The sequence below is a fragment of the Streptomyces sp. NPDC051051 genome (assembly GCF_040682975.1).
Classification (GTDB): Bacteria; Actinomycetota; Actinomycetes; order Streptomycetales; family Streptomycetaceae; genus Streptomyces.
In genome coordinates this window covers 1-17,976 of the sequence record NZ_JBFBCB010000085.1, presented here as the reverse complement: position 1 = coordinate 17,976, position 17,976 = coordinate 1, and the positions used below count along the sequence as shown (strand labels likewise).

At 73.3% G+C, this 17,976-nt stretch carries 15 protein-coding genes and 1 tRNA gene; 9 read left to right on the top strand and 7 right to left on the bottom strand.

The window, feature by feature from the left end; genetic code table 11:
- Window positions 1-512: 512 nt before the first annotated feature.
- Both AB0N31_RS34715 and AB0N31_RS34710 read right to left on the bottom strand, forming a co-directional pair.
- Window positions 513-599: transfer RNA gene (locus AB0N31_RS34715), tRNA-Ser, on the bottom strand.
- 83 nt (window positions 600-682) lie between these two features.
- Window positions 683-2,179: a trypsin-like peptidase domain-containing protein gene (locus AB0N31_RS34710; RefSeq protein WP_366062508.1), complete on the bottom strand. Its 1,497-nt coding sequence runs from the start codon at window positions 2,177-2,179 to the stop codon at window positions 683-685.
- 313 nt (window positions 2,180-2,492) lie between these two features.
- On the opposite strand from AB0N31_RS34710, the gene AB0N31_RS34705 reads away from it, so the two are divergent.
- The 3 genes from AB0N31_RS34705 to AB0N31_RS34695 all read left to right on the top strand — a co-directional run bounded on the left by AB0N31_RS34705 (window position 2,493) and on the right by AB0N31_RS34695 (window position 5,345).
- Window positions 2,493-3,332, top strand: a complete 840-nt coding sequence (locus AB0N31_RS34705) for a glycerophosphodiester phosphodiesterase (RefSeq protein WP_366062507.1) — start codon at window positions 2,493-2,495, stop codon at window positions 3,330-3,332.
- A gap of 212 nt (window positions 3,333-3,544) precedes the next feature.
- Window positions 3,545-4,183 (top strand): ATP-binding protein, encoded by a 639-nt coding sequence (locus AB0N31_RS34700; RefSeq protein ID WP_366062506.1) that lies wholly within the window; start codon window positions 3,545-3,547, stop codon window positions 4,181-4,183.
- Between the two features lie 196 nt (window positions 4,184-4,379).
- Complete coding sequence (locus AB0N31_RS34695; protein WP_366062505.1) at window positions 4,380-5,345, top strand: DUF5926 family protein; 966 nt, start codon at window positions 4,380-4,382, stop codon at window positions 5,343-5,345.
- A gap of 312 nt (window positions 5,346-5,657) precedes the next feature.
- On the opposite strand, the gene AB0N31_RS34690 is transcribed toward AB0N31_RS34695, so the two are convergent.
- Window positions 5,658-6,272 carry a hypothetical protein gene (locus AB0N31_RS34690; RefSeq protein WP_366062504.1) on the bottom strand — a complete coding sequence of 205 codons (615 nt, stop codon included), beginning with the start codon at window positions 6,270-6,272 and terminating at the stop codon, window positions 5,658-5,660.
- A gap of 56 nt (window positions 6,273-6,328) precedes the next feature.
- A complete protein-coding gene (locus AB0N31_RS34685) occupies window positions 6,329-6,994 on the bottom strand; it encodes a bifunctional DNA primase/polymerase (RefSeq protein ID WP_366062503.1) in 666 nt (221 codons plus the stop codon).
- A gap of 516 nt (window positions 6,995-7,510) precedes the next feature.
- On the opposite strand from AB0N31_RS34685, the gene AB0N31_RS34680 reads away from it, so the two are divergent.
- From AB0N31_RS34680 to AB0N31_RS34665, 4 genes are all read left to right on the top strand, one after another.
- Window positions 7,511-9,019 (top strand): PP2C family protein-serine/threonine phosphatase, encoded by a 1,509-nt coding sequence (locus AB0N31_RS34680; RefSeq protein WP_366062510.1) that lies wholly within the window; start codon window positions 7,511-7,513, stop codon window positions 9,017-9,019.
- Window positions 9,020-9,136: 117 nt separating this feature from the next.
- The gene (locus AB0N31_RS34675) at window positions 9,137-10,600 is read left to right on the top strand and encodes an aminopeptidase P family protein (RefSeq protein WP_366062502.1); all 1,464 of its coding nucleotides are present in this window, start codon (window positions 9,137-9,139) and stop codon (window positions 10,598-10,600) included.
- 89 nt (window positions 10,601-10,689) lie between these two features.
- Entirely contained in the window at window positions 10,690-12,063 is a 1,374-nt protein-coding gene (locus AB0N31_RS34670) for a PLP-dependent aminotransferase family protein (protein ID WP_366062501.1), read from the top strand.
- Window positions 12,064-12,153: 90 nt separating this feature from the next.
- Window positions 12,154-13,395, top strand: coding sequence for an MFS transporter (locus tag AB0N31_RS34665; protein ID WP_366062500.1), 1,242 nt, complete (start codon window positions 12,154-12,156; stop codon window positions 13,393-13,395).
- A 114-nt stretch (window positions 13,396-13,509) separates the two neighbouring features.
- On the opposite strand, the gene AB0N31_RS34660 is transcribed toward AB0N31_RS34665, so the two are convergent.
- The 3 genes from AB0N31_RS34660 to AB0N31_RS34650 form a co-directional block, all read right to left on the bottom strand.
- The gene (locus tag AB0N31_RS34660) at window positions 13,510-14,340 is read right to left on the bottom strand and encodes a triphosphoribosyl-dephospho-CoA synthase (RefSeq protein ID WP_366062499.1); all 831 of its coding nucleotides are present in this window, start codon (window positions 14,338-14,340) and stop codon (window positions 13,510-13,512) included.
- Window positions 14,341-14,349: 9 nt separating this feature from the next.
- Window positions 14,350-15,306, bottom strand: a complete 957-nt coding sequence (locus AB0N31_RS34655) for an intradiol ring-cleavage dioxygenase (RefSeq protein ID WP_366062498.1) — start codon at window positions 15,304-15,306, stop codon at window positions 14,350-14,352.
- 100 nt (window positions 15,307-15,406) lie between these two features.
- Window positions 15,407-15,865 (bottom strand): ATP-binding protein, encoded by a 459-nt coding sequence (locus tag AB0N31_RS34650; protein ID WP_366062497.1) that lies wholly within the window; start codon window positions 15,863-15,865, stop codon window positions 15,407-15,409.
- Between the two features lie 240 nt (window positions 15,866-16,105).
- Here AB0N31_RS34650 and AB0N31_RS34645 point away from each other — a divergent pair, with 240 nt between their 5' ends.
- Both AB0N31_RS34645 and AB0N31_RS34640 read left to right on the top strand, forming a co-directional pair.
- Window positions 16,106-16,942 (top strand): hypothetical protein, encoded by an 837-nt coding sequence (locus AB0N31_RS34645; protein WP_366062496.1) that lies wholly within the window; start codon window positions 16,106-16,108, stop codon window positions 16,940-16,942.
- A gap of 168 nt (window positions 16,943-17,110) precedes the next feature.
- Window positions 17,111-17,857, top strand: coding sequence for a YcnI family protein (locus tag AB0N31_RS34640; protein WP_366062509.1), 747 nt, complete (start codon window positions 17,111-17,113; stop codon window positions 17,855-17,857).
- The last annotated feature ends 119 nt before the right edge of the window (window positions 17,858-17,976 follow it).

Sequence of the window (17,976 nt, the reverse complement as noted above, 5' to 3'; positions counted from 1 at the left end):
CCCCGATACTGGTTGTATCGGGGCGACCCCGACAACGCGGCGAGCGTGCGTGCCAGACGTCGCCGGGCAGACGGGACTTTCGAAACACGCCCTAGTGGCCGGTCCGACGGATCATGTCGCGGGCGTGGGCACCCTGCGCCGACTCCTTGTCCGCGAGCCCCCGGTGTCGCCGTCCGCGTTGATGTCCATCTGGCGGTTCCTGCTTCGGGACTGTCGATGAGCCCGACCGCCCCGGCGCGTGACATCAACAGCTGACACCGACAAGCACGAACCAGCCCGGTTACTGCCGAATCTCGACGAACGCCCAGCCTGCGGTCAACGGTGAGGATTAGTGGCTGAGCAATGCCTGTGATCGACCTGATACGGGTGAGGCCGCATCTCGAGTTCCGTGCCCCACTCGCGCCCGGTCGAGCGGGGAGCCACGGGGAACGGCGGGAAGTCCCGGAGTTCGGGCAAGCGGACGGCCCCCGACCATCAACCCAGGTCGGGGGCCGTTCTCACTGCTCATCACGCGGAGGCGGTGAGATTCGAACTCACGGTGACATCGCTGCCACGACGGTTTTCAAGACCGTTCCCTTAGGCCGCTCGGGCACGCCTCCCCGCGTCGGCCTTGAGCGGACGACGCGGGGACAAGAGTAACGGGTGGCCGTGAGCGCGGGGCGCCCTGCGGGGCGCCGGGGCGTCAGCTGTCGCCCTTGCGGGAGCCGAGGGTGAGGTCGACGGTGCGGGTCTTGCCGTCGCGCTCGTAGGTGATCGTGACCTTGTCGCCCGGCTTGTGGGTCCAGATCTCGCCGATGAGGGTCGGGCCGCTGTCGATCACCCTGTCGTCGAGCTTGGTGATCACGTCGCCGGGCTTGAGGCCGGCCTTGGCCGCGGGGCCGCCCGCCTCGACGGCGGCGGCGCCGCCCGCGCCCTGGTCGGTGATCTTCGCGCCGTCCGTGGACTCCTCCAGGGAGACGGAGGCGCCGATCTTGGCGTACACCGGCTGCCCGTCCTTGATCAGTTCCTGGGCGACGTACTTGGCCTGGTTGATCGGGATGGCGAAGCCGAGGCCGATCGAGCCGGACTGGGTGGTGCCGCCCAGGCCGCCGCTGCCGGTGGACTGGATCGCGGAGTTGATGCCGATCACGTTGCCCTGGGCGTCGAGCAGCGGGCCGCCGGAGTTGCCCGGGTTGATGGAGGCGTCCGTCTGGAGGGCGCTCATGTAGGAGGAGCTGCTGCCGGTGCCGTCGGAGGAGGCCACGGGGCGGTTCTTCGCGCTGATGATGCCGGTCGTGACCGTGTTGGACAGGCCGAAGGGCGCGCCGATGGCGATCGTCGAGTCGCCGACGGCGACCTTGTCGGAGTCGCCGAGGGTGAGCGGCTTGAGGTCGGAGGGGGCGTTCTTCAGCTTGATGACCGCGACGTCGTAGCCCTGGGCGTGGCCGACGACCTCGGCGTCGTACTTCTTGCCGCTCGGGAAGGTGGCGGTCACCTTGCCGCCGTCGACCGCGTCGGCGACGACGTGGTTGTTGGTGACGATGTGGCCCTGGGTGTCGAAGACGAAGCCGGTGCCGGTGCCGCCCTCGCCGTCGCTGGACTCCGCCTGGATGGTGACCGTGGAGGGCAGCGCCTTGGCGGCGACGCCGGCGACGGTGCCCGGGTCGCGCTTGACCGAACCGCCGCTGTCGGAGGCGGAGACGGTGGTCGAGCCGGTGTCGTCGTTCTTGGCGAGGGTGTAGCCGAGGCCGCCGCCGAGGCCGCCCGCGACGAGGGCGGCGACCAGGACGGCGGCGGCGAGGCCGCCGCGGCCGCGGCGGGCCTTGGGCGGGACGGGCTCCTGGTGGGCGGCGCCCCAGACGGTGGTGCCGGCTCCGGGGCCACCGGGGTGCGCCGAGTGCGCGCCGAAGCCGTCGTCGGCGTAGGCCGGGGCGGGCGACTGCGGGGGCGGCCAGGCGGCGTCCGCCGGAGCGGCCGCGCTGGGGGCGGTGGGCGGCGGCCAGGCACCCTCGGGGGCGCTGCCCCGCGGGGCGTGGGGCGTGGCCGGCGGGGGCGTCGTCGGCAGCGGGGTGGTGGGCGCGCCGGTGTCGGGGGCGGCCTGCTGGGGGGAGGCCGTGGGAGATTCCACCGGCACGGGGGGTGCGGACGGGGCCGGGGGAACCGGGGTGCCCTCGTTGGTGCCCTCGTTCTCGGTGCTCACAGCTCTTCTCCTCGGTCCACGGCTGTTTTTCTCGGTCGCACTCGGTCACGCTCGTTCACGCTCGTCGTCGACCCTGCGCGATGCAGCTGTGCATGTGTTTTTGTACGTGTCAGCTTTTCCCACGGGCCGTCAGAGCACCATAAGCGGTGCCTGTGGGTCCTTGACCATTCTTTATATGATGCATTTTGCTGCATAAACGACACATCCCCGGAACATCTCAGCGGGTTCTCACAGGGTTCTCAGACGACCACCCACCGACGCCCGCGATCCGGCCCGCCGGACACGTACCCCGCACCGGTGGCACCATGACGCGGTGACCCACGCACGGCAGCAGCAACGCATCCAGGTCGTCGCCCACCGCGGGGCCTCCGAGGATGCCCCCGAACACACCCTGGCCGCCTACCGCAAGGCGATCGAGGACGGCGCGGACGCCCTCGAGTGCGACGTGCGGCTGACCGCGGACGGCCACCTCGTCTGCGTCCACGACCGCCGCGTCAACCGTACGTCCAACGGCCGCGGCGCGGTCTCCCAGCTGGAGCTCGCGGACCTGGCGGCCCTGGACTTCGGCTCCTGGAAGACGCGGGCGGCACGGGAGGCCTGGAACGCGCGCGACGAGGAGCCCGACTGGGAGGTGCGACCGGAGGACCGGGACGCCACCTCCGTCCTCACCCTGGAACGACTGCTGGAGCTGGTCGCCGACGCGGGACGCCGGGTGGAACTGGCCGTCGAGACCAAGCATCCGACGCGCTGGGCGGGACAGGTGGAGGAGCGGCTGCTGGTACTCCTGAAGCGGTTCGGCCTGGACGCGCCCGCCACGGCCGACGCCTCCCCGGTGCGGGTGATGAGCTTCTCGGCGCGCTCGCTGCATCGCGTGCGTGCCGCTTCACCGGCACTGCCCACGGTCTATCTGATGCAGTTCGTCTCACCCCGGCTGCGCGACGGCCGACTGCCGGCGGGCGTGCGGATCGCGGGACCCTCGATGCGGATCGTGCGCAGTCACCCCGCCTACGTGGAGCGGCTGAAACGGGCCGGCCACCAGGTGCACGTATGGACGGTGAACGAACCGGAGGACGTGGACCTCTGTGTCCGGCTGGGCGTCGACGCCATCATCACGAACCGCCCGCGCGGGGTGCTGGACCAGCTGGGCCGCTGAACGCTTCGGTCTCCCGGTCGGCACCCGCGCCGCTTCCGCGGGAAGAAACAGAAAGTCTCGGAAGCCCCACTGGTCCCATCCACACCCCTTGACCACAAGCGCCGCCTGAACCATCCTCGCTTCTCAGCCATACTGAAGAAATCCAGCCACACGACGATCTTCTGCTCACCAGGAGTGCTCCGGCGCATTCGCTCCGTGTCCGACCGTTGCGAGTGCGTCATGGGGCGGGGATTGGCCGGTTTCCGGTACAGGCCAATGGGGCATCCACACCGTGGCGTGGGGCGAAGGAGGTCTCGGGGGTGGCGTTGGTGGTGGCACAAGAGGTGCCCACGTCGTCAAGCATGGCCGTACCCCATGGCCCTGCGGGCGTGGGTGAGGCGAGACACCGTATGCGCGATCAACTGCGTACGGGCGGGGTCTCGGAGGCGGTCATCGACGATGCCGTACTGATCCTTTCCGAACTTCTGAGCAACGCGTGCAAACACGGCCGTCCGCTGGGCGACGCCCTGGCCGGGGACGGCGACGTGCGGGCCGCGTGGCGGGTGGACCCCGCCGGCCGGCTGATCGTCGAGGTGACCGACGGCGGCGGGCCGACCCGGCCGGCCCCGGCGACCCCCTCCGTCACGGCGCACGGCGGACGCGGACTCAACATCATCACGGCGCTGGCCGACGACTGGGGCGTCCGGGACGACGCCCGTGGTGAGGTCACGGTGTGGGTCGTGGTCCACGCGGATGTGTACGACCCCGACGCGGGCTGCCGCCGGGACGACTTCGCCTCCCGGGTCGGGACACCACCGGTGGCCTCGATACCGGGCCTGGACTTCGCGGACGCGTTCGACGACCTCGACTAGGGCCTGTCCGGCGGGCCCTGCGGCCGGCCCCGGGCGGACCGGCCCCGGTGCGACCGCCCACGGGCCGGCGCGACCGCTCGACGGCCCGCCGCGACCGTCCACCGGCCCGGTCGTCGTCCACAGGGTCCCGTGGCTCCCACTGCGAACGGCTAGGCTCCCGCCAGTACCAGACGAGCCGTACCCGGGAGACACCCAGATGGCCAAGAAGCGACCTCAGACGAAGGCCACGCGGCCGCAGCTCACCGAGGGGGAGATCCCGGTCGTCGGCGCGCGGGAGCCCTGCCCCTGCGGCAGCGGCCGCCGCTACAAGGCCTGCCACGGCCGGGCCGCCGCCCACGCCGTGACCGAGCTGGTCCAGCGTCCCTTCGAGGGCCTGCCGGGCGAGGGCGACTGGGTGGCGCTGCGCGAGCTGGTCCCGGCCGCCACGGTCGAACTGCCCCTGAAGGACGGCCTGCCCGAGGGCGTCCCCTCCGTCACGCTCGCCACGGTGCTGCCGATGGCCTGGCCGGCCCTGCGCCGCGACGACGGCTCGGTCCTGTTGGGACTGCAGAACGACACCCCCTCCGGCGACATCAGCCGCGACCTCGCCGACACCCTCCTGCGGGCGCTGGAGGCGGAACCGGGCACGCCCGTGCAGGCCCGGCGCGCGCCGGCCGACGGCCCGCGGATGCAGGATCTGCTCGACCCGGAAGGCGCCTTCGAGCCAGTCGTGCACAGCGGGTTCGAGTTCTGGGTCCCGGACCCGGAGAACGCCACGCCGGAGGTGGCCGCCTCCCTGGAGCGGGCCAACGCGGCGGCGATCCCGACCGTGAAGCTGACCGGCGCCGACGCCGCGTACTGGTGCGAGACCCCGGAGAAGAACCACCTGCGCTGGGTCATGCCGCATCCGGAGGAGCGGCTTCTGGACGCGCTCGCGCGACTGCACGCGGCGGGTCGGTCGAGCCTGGGCGAGGGCACCCGGCTGGTGGGTTCCTTCCGGGCGCACGGCCTGACCGTGCCCGTCTGGGACCTGCCGAGCGGGGTCTCGGCCGCGGACGTGGAGAAGCCGGCCGCCGAGTTCGCCGAGCGGCTCGCCACCGCGCTGGCCTCGGACACCCCCCTCACGACCGACGAGCGTCGCGCGCGCGGAGGCCTGACCAACCGGCAGGTGACGCTCAGCTGACGCCCGGACGCGGCCCGGGCGCGCGCTGACCGACCGGTCAGCGCGCCGCATCGGGCCCGGGGGCGTGACTCCGCTCACAACTCCCGTTCGCACAAGGCGAGTCGGCGCCATAAGCGTCGATCTGCCGGTGTCCGGAAAGCCGATGAAAACATGAGATCGAATTTGCTTGGAGCCGATCTCTTGTTACCGTTCCAACAGCCCGGTTGCTGGTGCATCCCCCGTCGCCAGCAACCGGGTCTTTCCATGCCCGGCCCCGTTCCGGCACCGCCACCTGGCCCGGTGCCCCGCCCCGATCCCGTCCGGCGCAGGTACTCAACTGCTTTTCTCCGCGCCGGAGTTGCTGCCGGAACGCAACAGCAGCGGCCCGGCACCGGCCGCCCGCGCGAACTCCGCCACCGCGGTGCTGTCCGCGGACCCGCCCCGGCTTCGTCCACGGGGTGTCTCACAGGTGCCCGGCTCGTCGTCGGCGCCCACCGCGCACCGCATCCGCACCGTGCGCCCGTCGGGCCCCAGGAAGCTCAGGGCGGCCTCCAGGGCGCTGCCGGTGGCGTTGCGGTAGTAGGTGCGCGCCCAGGTGTCCCCGCCCTGGGTGAGTACGCAGGTCTGCGCCTCGACGCCCTCGGGGGAGGTGACCTCGGGACCGCAGCGGGCCGCGGTGGCCGCCCCGAGGCCGAGCAGCAGGGGCGTGCGGGAGGGTTCGGCGGGGGGCGCCTTGGCGTCCGTACCGTGACCGGTCGACGGCCGGCCGGCGTGGTCGTCGGTGCCGGGGGCCACGTCCCGCCGCTCGGCCGGGCGGGGTCCGTCGCCCGCCGGCCCCGCGGACGCCATCGCCAGGGGCAGGGCGATCACGCACACCACGGTGCCCCCGAGACCGAGGAGACGGAGCCATCGGGGACCCGGGGGCCGTCCCCCAGAATGTCGCTGCATGGTGCGGAAGATAACGAGCGGAGGCGGGCATCCCGTCCGGTGGACGCCCGACACCCTTACAACTCGGGCGCGCTCACACCCGTACGAGTGAGGGCGTCCACGACCGCGTCCACCACGGCCTCCACGTCGGGCACCCAGGGCGAGGCCGAACCGGGCAGCGGCGCGCGCTCCCAGCGGATGTCCCCCTGGCCGGTCCGCGAGGGGGGCAGGGCGAGATAGCCGCCCTCACCGTGGAAGCGCAGTGAACCGGGGACGAAGTCCTTGGCGTACAGCAGCTCGCCCAACTGCTCCATGGAGTAAGGCCGGACGAGGAACGACCAGCGGGTGGCCGAGGCGACCACCGGGCCGAGGCGCATGCCCTGCCGGTCGAGCGCGACGAGCGCGCGGGAGGCCGCGAGGGCGGGCAGGCTGACCGCGCAGGGCGCCTTCCCGCCGGTGGCCAGGACGATCGGTGCCGTCGGGCGGTTGGTCCACCACCAGCGGATCATGCGCGCGTCGGTGGTGGCCGTCAGAAGGCCGGGTTCGAAGGGATGGGCGCCGGGCACCGAGCATTCCGGGTCGGGGCAGCCGCACCGGGAGGTCCCCCGTGGGTTCGCCGTCACGCCCGGGAGTACGGGCCACTGCCACTCCGTCGCGAAGGTGAGGGCCGCGTCGATCAGTTCAGGCCCCCCGTCGCTGCGCCGGGACAGGAGCCTGCGTCGCCTTCCGAGGATCTCGCGCATGAGCGCTCGTTCCTTTCCGTTGCACCGCTGGCAACACCGTGGGTCACATCACACCATGTGTCGATCACTTCACTGTGCGTACCTGTTGGCGCATCACACCCCTGTCCGAGACAAGGGAAACCCCTGGGGGTCGAGCACTGGCTGCGCTTGCGCGGCCACTCCGTCCAATACTGCGCCCACCTCGAGCATGGGCCTGGCGTGGGGTGGCGAAGTCTGGCGTTTTGCCGTCCGCGTATTTCTCTCCGCCTCCACCACGGGAGGATGGGGCACGGTCGTCGGTGGCTAGGACGCCGGGGCGGGTCACCAGGTTCCGGGTGGCTCCCAACGACCCCTGGTCCTAACCGAGTACGTACCCATCACGACCGCTGTGACGCTCCGTGGAGCAAACCCAGTCGACCGCAAACACCCGTTACCCGATGCAGTTTTCAGCCAACTTCGCTATTACGCAAGGGAGCCGGACAAAGCGTGACCGACGAACCCTCCGACCCCGCGGACACCAGCAATCCCAGCAGGACAATGCTGGACATCCCCTCACGAGTGCGTGTACATGTGGAGACACCGCTGGCGGCGCAGAATGACATGGGGGTTTGCGATGCTTCTGAGCAATACGCACCGGTCCGAGAGCCGGACGCCATGAACGCCCCCCACCCTTCGAAAGTGGCCGGAATCGATTCAACGGTTCCCTCGCCCGCACACACTGTCGCCCCCGCGTCCGCCGCCCCGGCCGCCCCACCGGTTCCTCCCGGCGCGGGAGCGCTCCTCCAGGACCGGCTGGCCGGCTGGGTCTCCGATCTCACGACCCTCCACGAACTCACCGAACGCCTGGCCCGTACGGCCACGCTGCCCGACGCCCTCCAGGAAGTGCTGCGGGCCGGATCCGCCCTGGTGGGCGCCCGGCGCGGGCTCGTCGTCCTGGAACCCGCCGACGGCCTCGGCCCCGACACCACGATCGGCCTCGGCCTCGGCCGCGCCGACCTCGGCCACATCGAGACCGTGCCGCGCAGCTCCATGTCGTACGGCCGCATCCTCGACGGTCTGCCCGGCGGCGAGGGCGGGATCGCCCAGCCCGACCTGCTCTCCGAGGACGGCCTCGACCCCCGGCACCGCGAGGTGGCCGCCCGCCTCGGCTACGCCGCCAGCTACGCCCTGCCCCTGACCGCCGGCGAGGGCGCCGACCGCCTGGGCGCGGCCGTCTGGCTCTACGACGAGCCCGCCGAGCCGGTCGAGCGCCGGCGCCACCTGGTCGGGCTGTACGTGCGCCACGCCGCCGAGCACCTCGCGCGCCTCCTCGAACTCGAGCGCACCCGCGCGTGCATGACGACGATGACGGAGGAGCTGCTGCCCTCCCGGCTGCCGCGGGTGGCCGGCGTCCAGCTCGCCGCCCGGCACCGCACCGGTCCGCACGGCGGCGGCGACTGGTACGACGCACTGCCGCTGCCCGACGCGGCGCTGGGCCTGGCCGTCGGCTCCGTCACCGGCTCCGGGCCGAGCGCGGTGGCCGCGATGGGACGGCTGCGGGCCTCCCTGCGGGCGTACGCCGTGATGGAGGGCGAGGACCCCGTCGCCGTCCTGTCCGACCTGGAGCTGCTGCTGCGGCTGACCGAGCCCGCGCGGTCGGCCACCGCGCTGTTCGCCTACTGCGAGCCCGCTCTGCGCAAGATCACCCTGGCCGGTGCCGGGCACTGCCCGCCCCTGTTGGTGGGCGCGCGGCGCACCGAGTTCGTCGAGACCTCCGTGTCCGCGCCGCTGGGCATGCTGGCCTGCTGGGAGGCGCCGAGCGTGGAGCTGGAGGCCGAGGCCGGGGAGACGGTGCTGCTCTACACGGACGGCCTGCTGCACCGTACCGGCGACCCCGTCGACCGCGCCTTCGCCCGGCTGCACGCGGCCGCGGCCGGGGTTCCCCGGTCGATCCGCCACGACCCGGGCGCGGTCGCCGACCACGTGCTGCGGACGGTGCTGCCGGAAGGGCTGGACGCGGCCGGCGGCGCGGACGACGTCGTCCTGCTCGCGGCGCGCTTCGAGTGAGGACCGGAGCGGGGTGTCCGCCCCGTCCCGTTCCGGCAGCGGTAAGAGGTCCTTCGCCCCTGGGCCCCCTTCTGTACGACCGTACGATGGAGGGGGCCCAGTGCCGTATCGAGGAGGATGACCGTGGCGGAAGAGCTCCCGGAGACCCCGGAGACCGCTGAAGAAGAGCCGATCAAGGCACGGAAGAACGGCCTGTACCCGGGCGTGTCCGACGAGCTGGCCGAGAACATGAAGTCCGGCTGGGCCGACACGGAACTGCGTGACCTGGAACCGATCGCCCAGGCCGCCGAGACCGCCGCCCGCCGCACCGCGCTCTCCGCCCGTTTCCCGGGCGAGCGTCTGGTGATCCCCGCCGGCAACCTGAAGACCCGCTCGAACGACACGGAGTACGCCTTCCGCGCCTCGGTCGAGTACGCCTACCTCACCGGCAACCAGACCGAGGACGGCGTGCTGGTCCTGGAGCCCCGGGGCGAGGGCCACGCCGAGACGATCTACCTCCTGCCGCGCTCCGACCGGGAGAACGGCGAGTTCTGGCTCTCCGGCCAGGGCGAGCTGTGGGTGGGCCGCCGGCACTCCCTCTCCGAGGCCGAGAAGCTGTACGGCATCCCCGCCGCCGACGTGCGCGAACTGGCCGCCCTCCTGCGCGAGGCCACCGGCCCGGTGCGGGTCGTGCGCGGCCACGACGCCGGCATCGAGGCCGCGCTGACCGACAAGGTCACCGCCGAGCGCGACGAGGAGCTGCGCGTCTTCCTCTCCGAGGCCCGCCTGGTCAAGGACGAGTTCGAGATCGGCGAGCTGCAGAAGGCCGTCGACTCGACGGTCCGCGGCTTCGAGGACGTCGTGAAGGTCCTCGACAAGGCCGAGGCGACGAGCGAGCGCTACATCGAGGGCACGTTCTTCCTCCGCGCGCGCGTGGAGGGCAACGACGTCGGCTACGGCACCATCGCCGCCGCCGGTCCGCACGCCTGCACGCTGCACTGGGTGCGCAACGACGGGCCCGTGCGCTCCGGCGACCTGCTCCTGCTGGACGCGGGCGTCGAGACGCACACGTACTACACCGCCGACGTCACGCGGACGCTGCCGGTCAACGGCCGCTTCAGCGAGATCCAGAAGAAGATCTACGACGCCGTGTACGACGCCCAGGAGGCCGGCATCGCGGCCGTGCGGCCGGGCGGCAAGTACCGCGACTTCCACGACGCCGCGCAGCGCGTGCTGACCGAGCGGCTCGTCGAGTGGGGTCTGGTCGAGGGGCCCGTGGAGCGGGTGCTGGAGCTGGGCCTGCAGCGCCGCTGGACGCTGCACGGCACCGGGCACATGCTCGGCATGGACGTCCACGACTGCGCCGCCGCGCGCGTGGAGTCGTACGTCGACGGGACGCTGGAGCCGGGCATGGTGCTGACGGTCGAGCCGGGGCTGTACTTCCAGGCCGACGACCTGACCGTGCCGGAGGAGTACCGCGGGATCGGCGTCCGGATCGAGGACGACATCCTGGTCACCCGGGACGGGAACCGTAACCTGTCCGACGGTCTGCCGCGGCGGTCCGACGAGGTCGAGGCGTGGATGGCTTCGCTCAAGGGCTGACACCGAGCCGATGGCCGGGTACCGGTGCGGTGCCCGGCCATCGCCGTGTCCGCTTCACGTACACGTGCACGTACCTGGGGGAGGGCTTCGTGGACGACTTCTGGTCAGGGGTCGGTGTCGACCTGCATCTGGAGACCGACGGCAGCGAGGGGCGGCGGGCCGGGCTGGAGCGGGCGCTGCGGGACGCCGTGCGGAGCGGACGGCTCGCCCCGGGCACCCGGCTGCCGGCCACCCGGCGGCTCGCGACCGAGGTCGGCATCTCGCGCAACACCGTCAAGGCCGCGTACGACCAGCTGGTCGCCGAGGGCTACCTGACCGCACGCCAGGGGTCGGGCACGCGGGTCGCCGCGCTGTTCTCCGCCGCCGCGGAACCGCCGGCCGCCGCGGCACGCGCGCGTGAGCCCCGCTTCGACCTGCGGCCCGGCAGCCCCGACGTCGGCGCCTTCCCGGCGGCGGCCTGGCTGCGCGCGCTGCGCCGGGCGATCGCCACGGCACCCTCCCCGGCCTACGACTACGGCGATCCGCGCGGGCGGACGGAGCTGCGGACGGCACTGTCGGGGTATCTGGGGCGGGCGCGCGGGGTGATCGCGCCGCCGGAACGGATCGTGATCACCTCCGGGTACGTGCAGGGGCTCGCGCTGCTCACGCGCGCGCTGGAGGGCGCCCCGGTGGGCATGGAGGACCCCGGACTGCCGTTCCACCGGGAGGTCGTACGGCGCAACGGCGGGCACGTGGTGCCGGTGCCGGTCGACGAGCGGGGGGTGCGCACACGGGAGCTGGGTGACCTCGGGGCGGTCGTCGTCACGCCCGCGCACCAGTACCCGACCGGTGTGACGCTGCATCCGGAGCGGCGGCGGGCACTGACGGACTGGGCACGCGCGCGTGGCGCGCTGATCGTCGAGGACGACTACGACGGCGAGTTCCGCTACGACCGGCAGCCCGTCGGCGCCCTCCAGGGAATGGCGCCGGGGCGGGTGGCCTACCTCGGCACCGCCTCGAAGACCCTCGGACCGGCGCTGCGGCTGGGCTGGATGGTGCTGCCGCCGCACCTCGTCGACGCCGTCGCCGACGCCAAGCTGCACAACGACCACCACACCGAGACCATCGGCCAGCTGGCCCTCGCCGAACTGATCGCCGGCCACGCCTACGACCGTCACGTGCGCGCGTGCCGACTGCGCTACCGGCGCCGCAGGGACCTGCTCCTCGACCGGCTGGGGGCGTGCAGGGGCGTGCGCGGGGTCGCGGCCGGGCTGCACGCGCTGGTCGAGGTCCGCGACGAGGCGGAGGTGCTGGAACGGGCGGAGGCCGAGGGCCTCGCGGTCGGCCGGCTCGGCGACCACTGGCACGCGCGTGAGGACGCCGGGGAGCGGCCGCAGGGACTGGTGGTGGGGTACGGGACACCGCGGGAGCGGGCCTATCCGGAGGCGCTGGACGTGCTGGTGAAGGTGCTGGAAGGAACCTGAGCGGTGCTCCGGCGTCCGGCTCGGTGGACCAACGATCCGGTGTCCGATTGGTGCTGCTGACGGGCCCACCGGGCCCCTAGCTTCGTGAGCATGACCAAGACGCCGCCGCAGCGGCTGCTCACCCTGGCCCAGTTGAGCAACTCCGTCGGGGACGGCGCCTACTACACGACGTCGGCGCTCTACTTCACCCAGGTCGTCGGTCTCGCTCCCGCGCGCGTGGGGCTGGGACTGACCATCGGCTGGGCGGTCGGCTCGCTGGCCGGACTTCCGCTGGGCCGGCTGGCCGACCGGTGTGGCCCGCGCGGCACGGCGGTGCTGCTGGCGCTGGCGACCGGGTCTGCGGTGGCGTCCTTCACGCTCGTGCGCGGCTTCGTCCCGTTCGTGCTGGTGGCCTGTGCGTACGCGACCGCGCAGTCCGGGCTGGCGGCGGCACGGCAGGCGCTGCTGGCGGGACTGGTGCCCGCAGGGGAGCGGACGGGGCTGCTGGCCCGGCTCCAGTCGACGCTCAACGCGGGGCTGGCGGTGGGCGCCGGACTCGGCGGGCTCGCCCTGCACGCCGGGACGCGGGCGGCGTACCTCGCGGTGTTCGCGGTCGACGCGGTGAGCTTCCTGGGGTGCGCGCTGCTGCTCCTCGGGCTGCCCCGCGTCGCCTCCGTCCCGGTCCGCCCGCACGGTGGCCCCGGCGTGCTGCGCGACCGGCCGTACGCGGTCGTCGCGCTGCTGAACACCGTGCTGTTGCTGCGGCTGCCGCTGCTCAGCCTGGTCCTGCCGCTGTGGATCACCGAGCGGACCGGGGCGCCGGCCTGGCTGGTGTCCGCGCTGTTCGTGCTCAACACCGCCGCGGTGACGGTGTTCCAGGTGCGGGCGGCGCGGGGCGTCACCGGTCCGGTCAGTGCCACGCGCGTCCTGCGGCGTGCGGGCTGGGTGATGTGCGCCGCCTGCGCCGTGTTCGCGCTGTCCGCCGGGACCTCCGCGTGGGTGGCGGCGGGCGTCCTGGTGGTGGGGGCGGTGCTCCAGGTGGCGGCCGAAATGGGGCAGTCGGCGGGCTCCTGGCAGCTCTCCTTCGACCTGGCCCCGGCCGACCGCGTGGGCGAGTACCAGGGGCTGTTCGGCACGGGCGTCACCGTGGCCCGCACCCTCGGCCCGCTCGTCCTGACCACCCTCCTCGTGGAGTGGGGCCCGCCGGGCTGGCTGCTGCTCGCCGGAGTGACCCTGGCGGCCTCGTACGCCATGGGCCCGGCGGCACGGCGGGCTGCCGCCGGGCGGGAGGGGGACGCCGGGGAATCCGGCGCCGTTCGCTCGACCCCGGCCACCCGCCGCTCCGAAGCGTGAGCGGCACGGGGCCCACCGGCAGGCGCCCCGATCCTGGCGGCTCCGTACGCCAGGGGCCCGGCGGCACGACGGGCTGCCGCCGGGCCGGAGGGAGCCCGAGAAACTCTGCTCCGGTCAGCCGGGCTTGCGGGGCGTGAGCGGCAGGGTGTCCACGAACAGCGCGCCCGCCAGCAGGCCGGCGCTGCCGCGCGGACTCCACCCGCGCGCGTGGAGGTCGGCGTCGAGCGCGGTCAGGGCCGTGCGGCCCGCCCGCTTCGCCGTGCCGCCCGCCTCGAGGACGGCACGGGCGCCCGCCTGGACGTGCCGCAGTCCCGCCGGGCCCGCGCTGTGGAGGAGTTCGGTGTCCTGGAGCGTGGACATGACGGTGAGCAGGGCGTCGAGCCGGGCCTCCGCCTCGCTCGCGCCCGCCGAGCGGGCCGCGGTGAGCGCGGTCAGCGCCCGCCGGACGTGCGGGAACCCGGCCCGCGCCTCACCCCGGGCGCCGGCCGCGCCGTACCTCGCCGACACCGTGGAGCCGCGCGACGGACGGCGCGGGGCGCCCCGGTCGGGGTGCGCGGCGATCCGTTTGGCGGTGCGGGTGACCTCGGCACCGCGCGCGCGGGGGTCCAGGGCGGCCGCCGACACCAGCAGGCCGAGGGTCCACAGCGCGCCCCGGTGGCCGCCGCCGGCCAGCCCCACCGCATGCTCGGCGCACCGCCCGATCGCGCCCAGTTCGGCACGCAGCCGCGGGGTGGGTTCGCCGGTGCGGCGGGCGGCGGCGGCCATCGCCGCGAGGCCGGGCGCGAGCGCCTTCGCCGACCAGCGCAGTCCGCGGTGGTCGCGGCGGGTGACGCGGGCGGCGAGGTCGCGCGGGTCGGGCAGCCCGGGCTTGGGGGCCAGGGCCAGTTGTCCGGTCAGCGCGGCCACGGCAGCCTGCGCGAGCGTCTCGTCCTCGCGGCTGGTCATCGCCGTACCCTACGAGGACGCGGAGGCCGTCGGGGCGTCGCTCGGCGGAGTTCCGGTCGGGGCTCCGCTCGGCGGGGTGCCGGTCGGGGCGTCGCCCGGGGGTGTGCCGCCACCGCCGCCGCCCGCGCCGGTGTTCTCCGCGTCGGGGTCGACGCCCAGGGTCAGGGAGCCCTTGTAGCCCTTGGACGGGTCGGCCTTCTTGACGGGCTTGAGGGTGAGCAGGCCGCCGACGGCGCCGCCGCCGTCGTAGACCATGTCGTCGTCGAGCCTGGTGTAGGTGCCGGAGTGCCGGGCGTAGGGCTCCAGCGTGAAGATCTCCTCGGCGATGTCGTCGGCGAAGAACAGCTGACCGGTGTGGTTGACCTTGCCGCCCTCGTAGGTGCCGTCCTCCTTCGCGCCGCCGGTGTGGACCTTGAGATGGATGTGGCAGGTGCGGGGCGTGTACCAGCCGGGGAAGATCGTCTCGAACTTGACGACCCCGTTGGCGTTGGCGATCTGGTAGCCGCGCAGGTAGGTGTCGTCGGCGGCGGTCGAACCGTCCTCGCTCTCGGCCGGGGCGGAGCCGCCGGGGTTGGCGGTGGTGTAGCCGGAGTAGTAGCCCCACGCGTCGCAGTGCCAGATCTCCACCGCCGCGCCGGGCACCGGGGTGCAGCCGTCGGTGGCGTCCACGACGGTCAGGCGCAGGGTCAGCGGGACGCCGCTCTTGCCCTCGGTGATGTCCTTGCGCACCAAGGCACCGTCGAGGTAGTACGGCCCCTCGGTGACGCTCGACATCAGCGTCATGCAGGCGCCGTCGGCCGAGGTCGCCGAAGCCGTGGCCGTCGTCGTGGTTTCCGTTTCCGTCGCCGTGCCGGCGAACGCCGACTGATAGCCGGCGACGGCGAGGCCGCCGGCCGCGACCGTGCCGCCGGTCACCGCGAGGGCGCGGCGCCGGGTGATGGAGGTGTCCTTGTGGTTTCCCGTCATGGAGACGAAACCTAGGAACGCGACCCGTCAGGGACGTGGGCGGAAGCTGGCAAGCGGCTGTGAGTGCCGTCGGATCCGGCTCCGTCCTGCCGACGGGAGGTCAGACGGCCATGAGCGGTGCGCCCTTGCGCCACTTGAGGATCTTGTCGAAGCTGACCACGGCACCGCCGAGACCCGGTTCGTTGCCGATGTGGACGTGGTCGGCGAGTTCCCGGATGAGGTACAGGCCGCGGCCCGCCTCGGCATCCGCGTGCGCGGGGGTGGGGGCGGGGGCGGGGCGTTCGGCCGTGAAGCCGGGGCCCGAGTCGGCGACCTCGATGCGGCACTTCTCGCCGTCGAGATAGGCGGTGACCCGGTAGGCCTCCGAACAGCCCCCGTGCGCCGCGCTCTTCCCGCCGTGCTCGACGGCGTTGGCGCAGGCCTCGCTCAGGGCGACGGAGAGGTCGTACGAGACGTCGGGGTCGACACCCGCCGTCTCCATCGTGCCGAGCAGCAGACGCCGGGCCAGCGGCACGCTCGCGGCATCGCGCCGCAGATGGAGTGACCACCAGATGCTCATGCTCCAGCCTCCAGGCCGCGGCTCGACATACCGATACGTATTGCCGCCCTGAACCGTGAGTAAGCGCGATTTCCGCGTGATGCCGCCCATATGGCGGGTGTGGGGGCCGTGGAAAACGGTGTATGCGCGTCCCAGAGGAATCACTCATACCTGTCGCATCAGAAGGCGATCTTCCGGTTCGGGGGATCCTGCGGACCTGGCGTACGGCCGCCGCAGGCCCAGTGCGATGATGAGCCCGCCATGACTGACCCCCACCAGCGCACGGCGCGCTCCGGAGTCGCTCTCCGGCTGCTGCGGGCCGCGGTGTTCGCCGCGGTCTGCGTCGTGCTGGCCGGGGCCGGTCACACGCTCGCCTCCTGCGCCGCCGTCCCGTTGTGGACGCTGGGCGCAGGATTCCTGGGAGCCCTCGCGGTCGTGGTGCCGCTCGCCGGGCGCGAGCGGTCGCTGCCGGGCATCGCGGCCCTGCTCGCCGTCGGGCAGACCGTCCTGCACACCCTGTTCGGCCTCGGCCAGCACACGTCGACGGCCGTCGCGTCGACCACGACGACGGCCACCGCCGCCTCCGACGCCGCACTGATCGAGCGGGCCGCACGGCTCGTGTGCGGGGCCACCGCCGCCGCACTGAGCCCGGCGCAGGCCCAGAGGATCCTCGTCGAGGCCCGGCTCCAGCCGGCCGGTGACGGCGTGGGGACCGGGACCGGTATGGGGTCCATGCACCATCCGGCGGACGCCCTGGCCGACACCGCGGGCTCGTCGACGGCGCTGCTGCCGTCCCTGCCGATGCTGCTCGCCCACGTCCTCGCGGCCGTCGCCGCCGGATGGCTGCTGCGGCACGGCGACGCGGCCCTGCTGCGGCTCATGGACCTGTCCGCGCACGGCGTCGCCGAAGCCGCGTGCGTACGGTCCCTGCGCGGGGCGCTCGCCCTGGTGCGCGCCCTGCTCGCCGGACTGCCCGCTCTGCCGGAGGCCGTTCCGCGCACCGCGCTGCTCCCCTCCCCCAGGCCGTCCGCCGAGGCGCTCCAGCACACGGTGATCAGGCGCGGTCCACCGGCCGCCGCTCTCGTCCTCGCTGCCTGACACGACGCGACCAGCACTCCACTTCACGGGGAGGGGCGGCCGCCGTCGTGCGGCACGCGCGTGCGCACGCTTCCGCGTGTCCACGCCCGACCCCTCACGGTCGGACCTCACCGTTTCTCACCGTCGTACCTCACTCGAAGTGGAGTGCTCACTGTCATGAAGCCTGCCCTGAAGGTTTCCCGCCTCGCCGCCGCCGCTGCCGTCGCCGGGTCCGCCGTTCTCGTCCTGTCCTCGCCCGCCCTCGCGCACGTCAGCGTGCAGCCGGAGGGCACGGCCGCGAAGGGCGGCTACGCCGTCGTGAACTTCCGCGTCCCCAACGAGCGCGACAACGCCTCGACCACCGGGCTGGAGGTCAACTTCCCGGCCGACACCCCCCTCTCCTCGGTGATGCCGCAGAAGATCGACGGCTGGAAGATCACGGTCACCAAGAGCAAGCTCACCAAGCCGCTGGAGGTGCACGGGCGGCAGATCTCCGAGGCCGTCTCCAAGGTGACCTGGACCGCCGACGGCAAGGGCATCGAGCCCGGCTTCATCCAGCAGTTCCCGGTCTCGATCGGCGCTCTGCCCGAGAACGCCGACCAGCTCGTCTTCAAGGCGATCCAGACGTACTCCAACAAGGAGGTCGTGCGCTGGATCGAGGTGCAGGAGGAGGGCGCCGAGGAGCCGGCGAACCCGGCACCGGTGCTCGCCCTGTCCGCCGCCGAGGACGACCACTCCCACGGTTCGTCCGCCGAGGAGTCGTCCGACAAGTCCGGTGACGCCGAGCCGGCCGCCGCCGCCACCGAGGCCGCCGACTCCTCCGACGGCACCGACACCACCGCCCGGGTCCTGGGCGTCGTCGGCATCGTCGTCGGTGCCGCCGGTGTGGCGTACGGCGTGCTCGCCGGCCGCCGCCGGGCCACCGACGCCTCCTGAGGCCCGCTCGTCAGCGGTGCGCGTCATGCACACGCATGCTTTCGAGGGCCTCAACCGCGGGCGGTCGCCGGCTATTCCGTTCCGCCGCCGCACGGATGACGGAGGGACGCCCCGCGGCT

What these genes read in the sequence shown, in the direction of transcription:
- AB0N31_RS34650 (WP_366062497.1), bottom strand. Translation starts at nt 15,865, where the DNA reads ATGAGCATCTGGTGGTCACTCCATCTGCGGCGCGATGCCGCGAGCGTG.
- AB0N31_RS34690 (WP_366062504.1), bottom strand. Translation starts at nt 6,272, where the DNA reads ATGCAGCGACATTCTGGGGGACGGCCCCCGGGTCCCCGATGGCTCCGT.
- AB0N31_RS34680 (WP_366062510.1), top strand. Translation starts at nt 7,511, where the DNA reads ATGCTGGACATCCCCTCACGAGTGCGTGTACATGTGGAGACACCGCTG.
- AB0N31_RS34655 (WP_366062498.1), bottom strand. Translation starts at nt 15,306, where the DNA reads ATGACGGGAAACCACAAGGACACCTCCATCACCCGGCGCCGCGCCCTC.
- AB0N31_RS34685 (WP_366062503.1), bottom strand. Translation starts at nt 6,994, where the DNA reads ATGCGCGAGATCCTCGGAAGGCGACGCAGGCTCCTGTCCCGGCGCAGC.
- AB0N31_RS34665 (WP_366062500.1), top strand. Translation starts at nt 12,154, where the DNA reads ATGACCAAGACGCCGCCGCAGCGGCTGCTCACCCTGGCCCAGTTGAGC.
- AB0N31_RS34660 (WP_366062499.1), bottom strand. Translation starts at nt 14,340, where the DNA reads ATGACCAGCCGCGAGGACGAGACGCTCGCGCAGGCTGCCGTGGCCGCG.
- AB0N31_RS34695 (WP_366062505.1), top strand. Translation starts at nt 4,380, where the DNA reads ATGGCCAAGAAGCGACCTCAGACGAAGGCCACGCGGCCGCAGCTCACC.
- AB0N31_RS34645 (WP_366062496.1), top strand. Translation starts at nt 16,106, where the DNA reads ATGACTGACCCCCACCAGCGCACGGCGCGCTCCGGAGTCGCTCTCCGG.
- AB0N31_RS34675 (WP_366062502.1), top strand. Translation starts at nt 9,137, where the DNA reads ATGACCGTGGCGGAAGAGCTCCCGGAGACCCCGGAGACCGCTGAAGAA.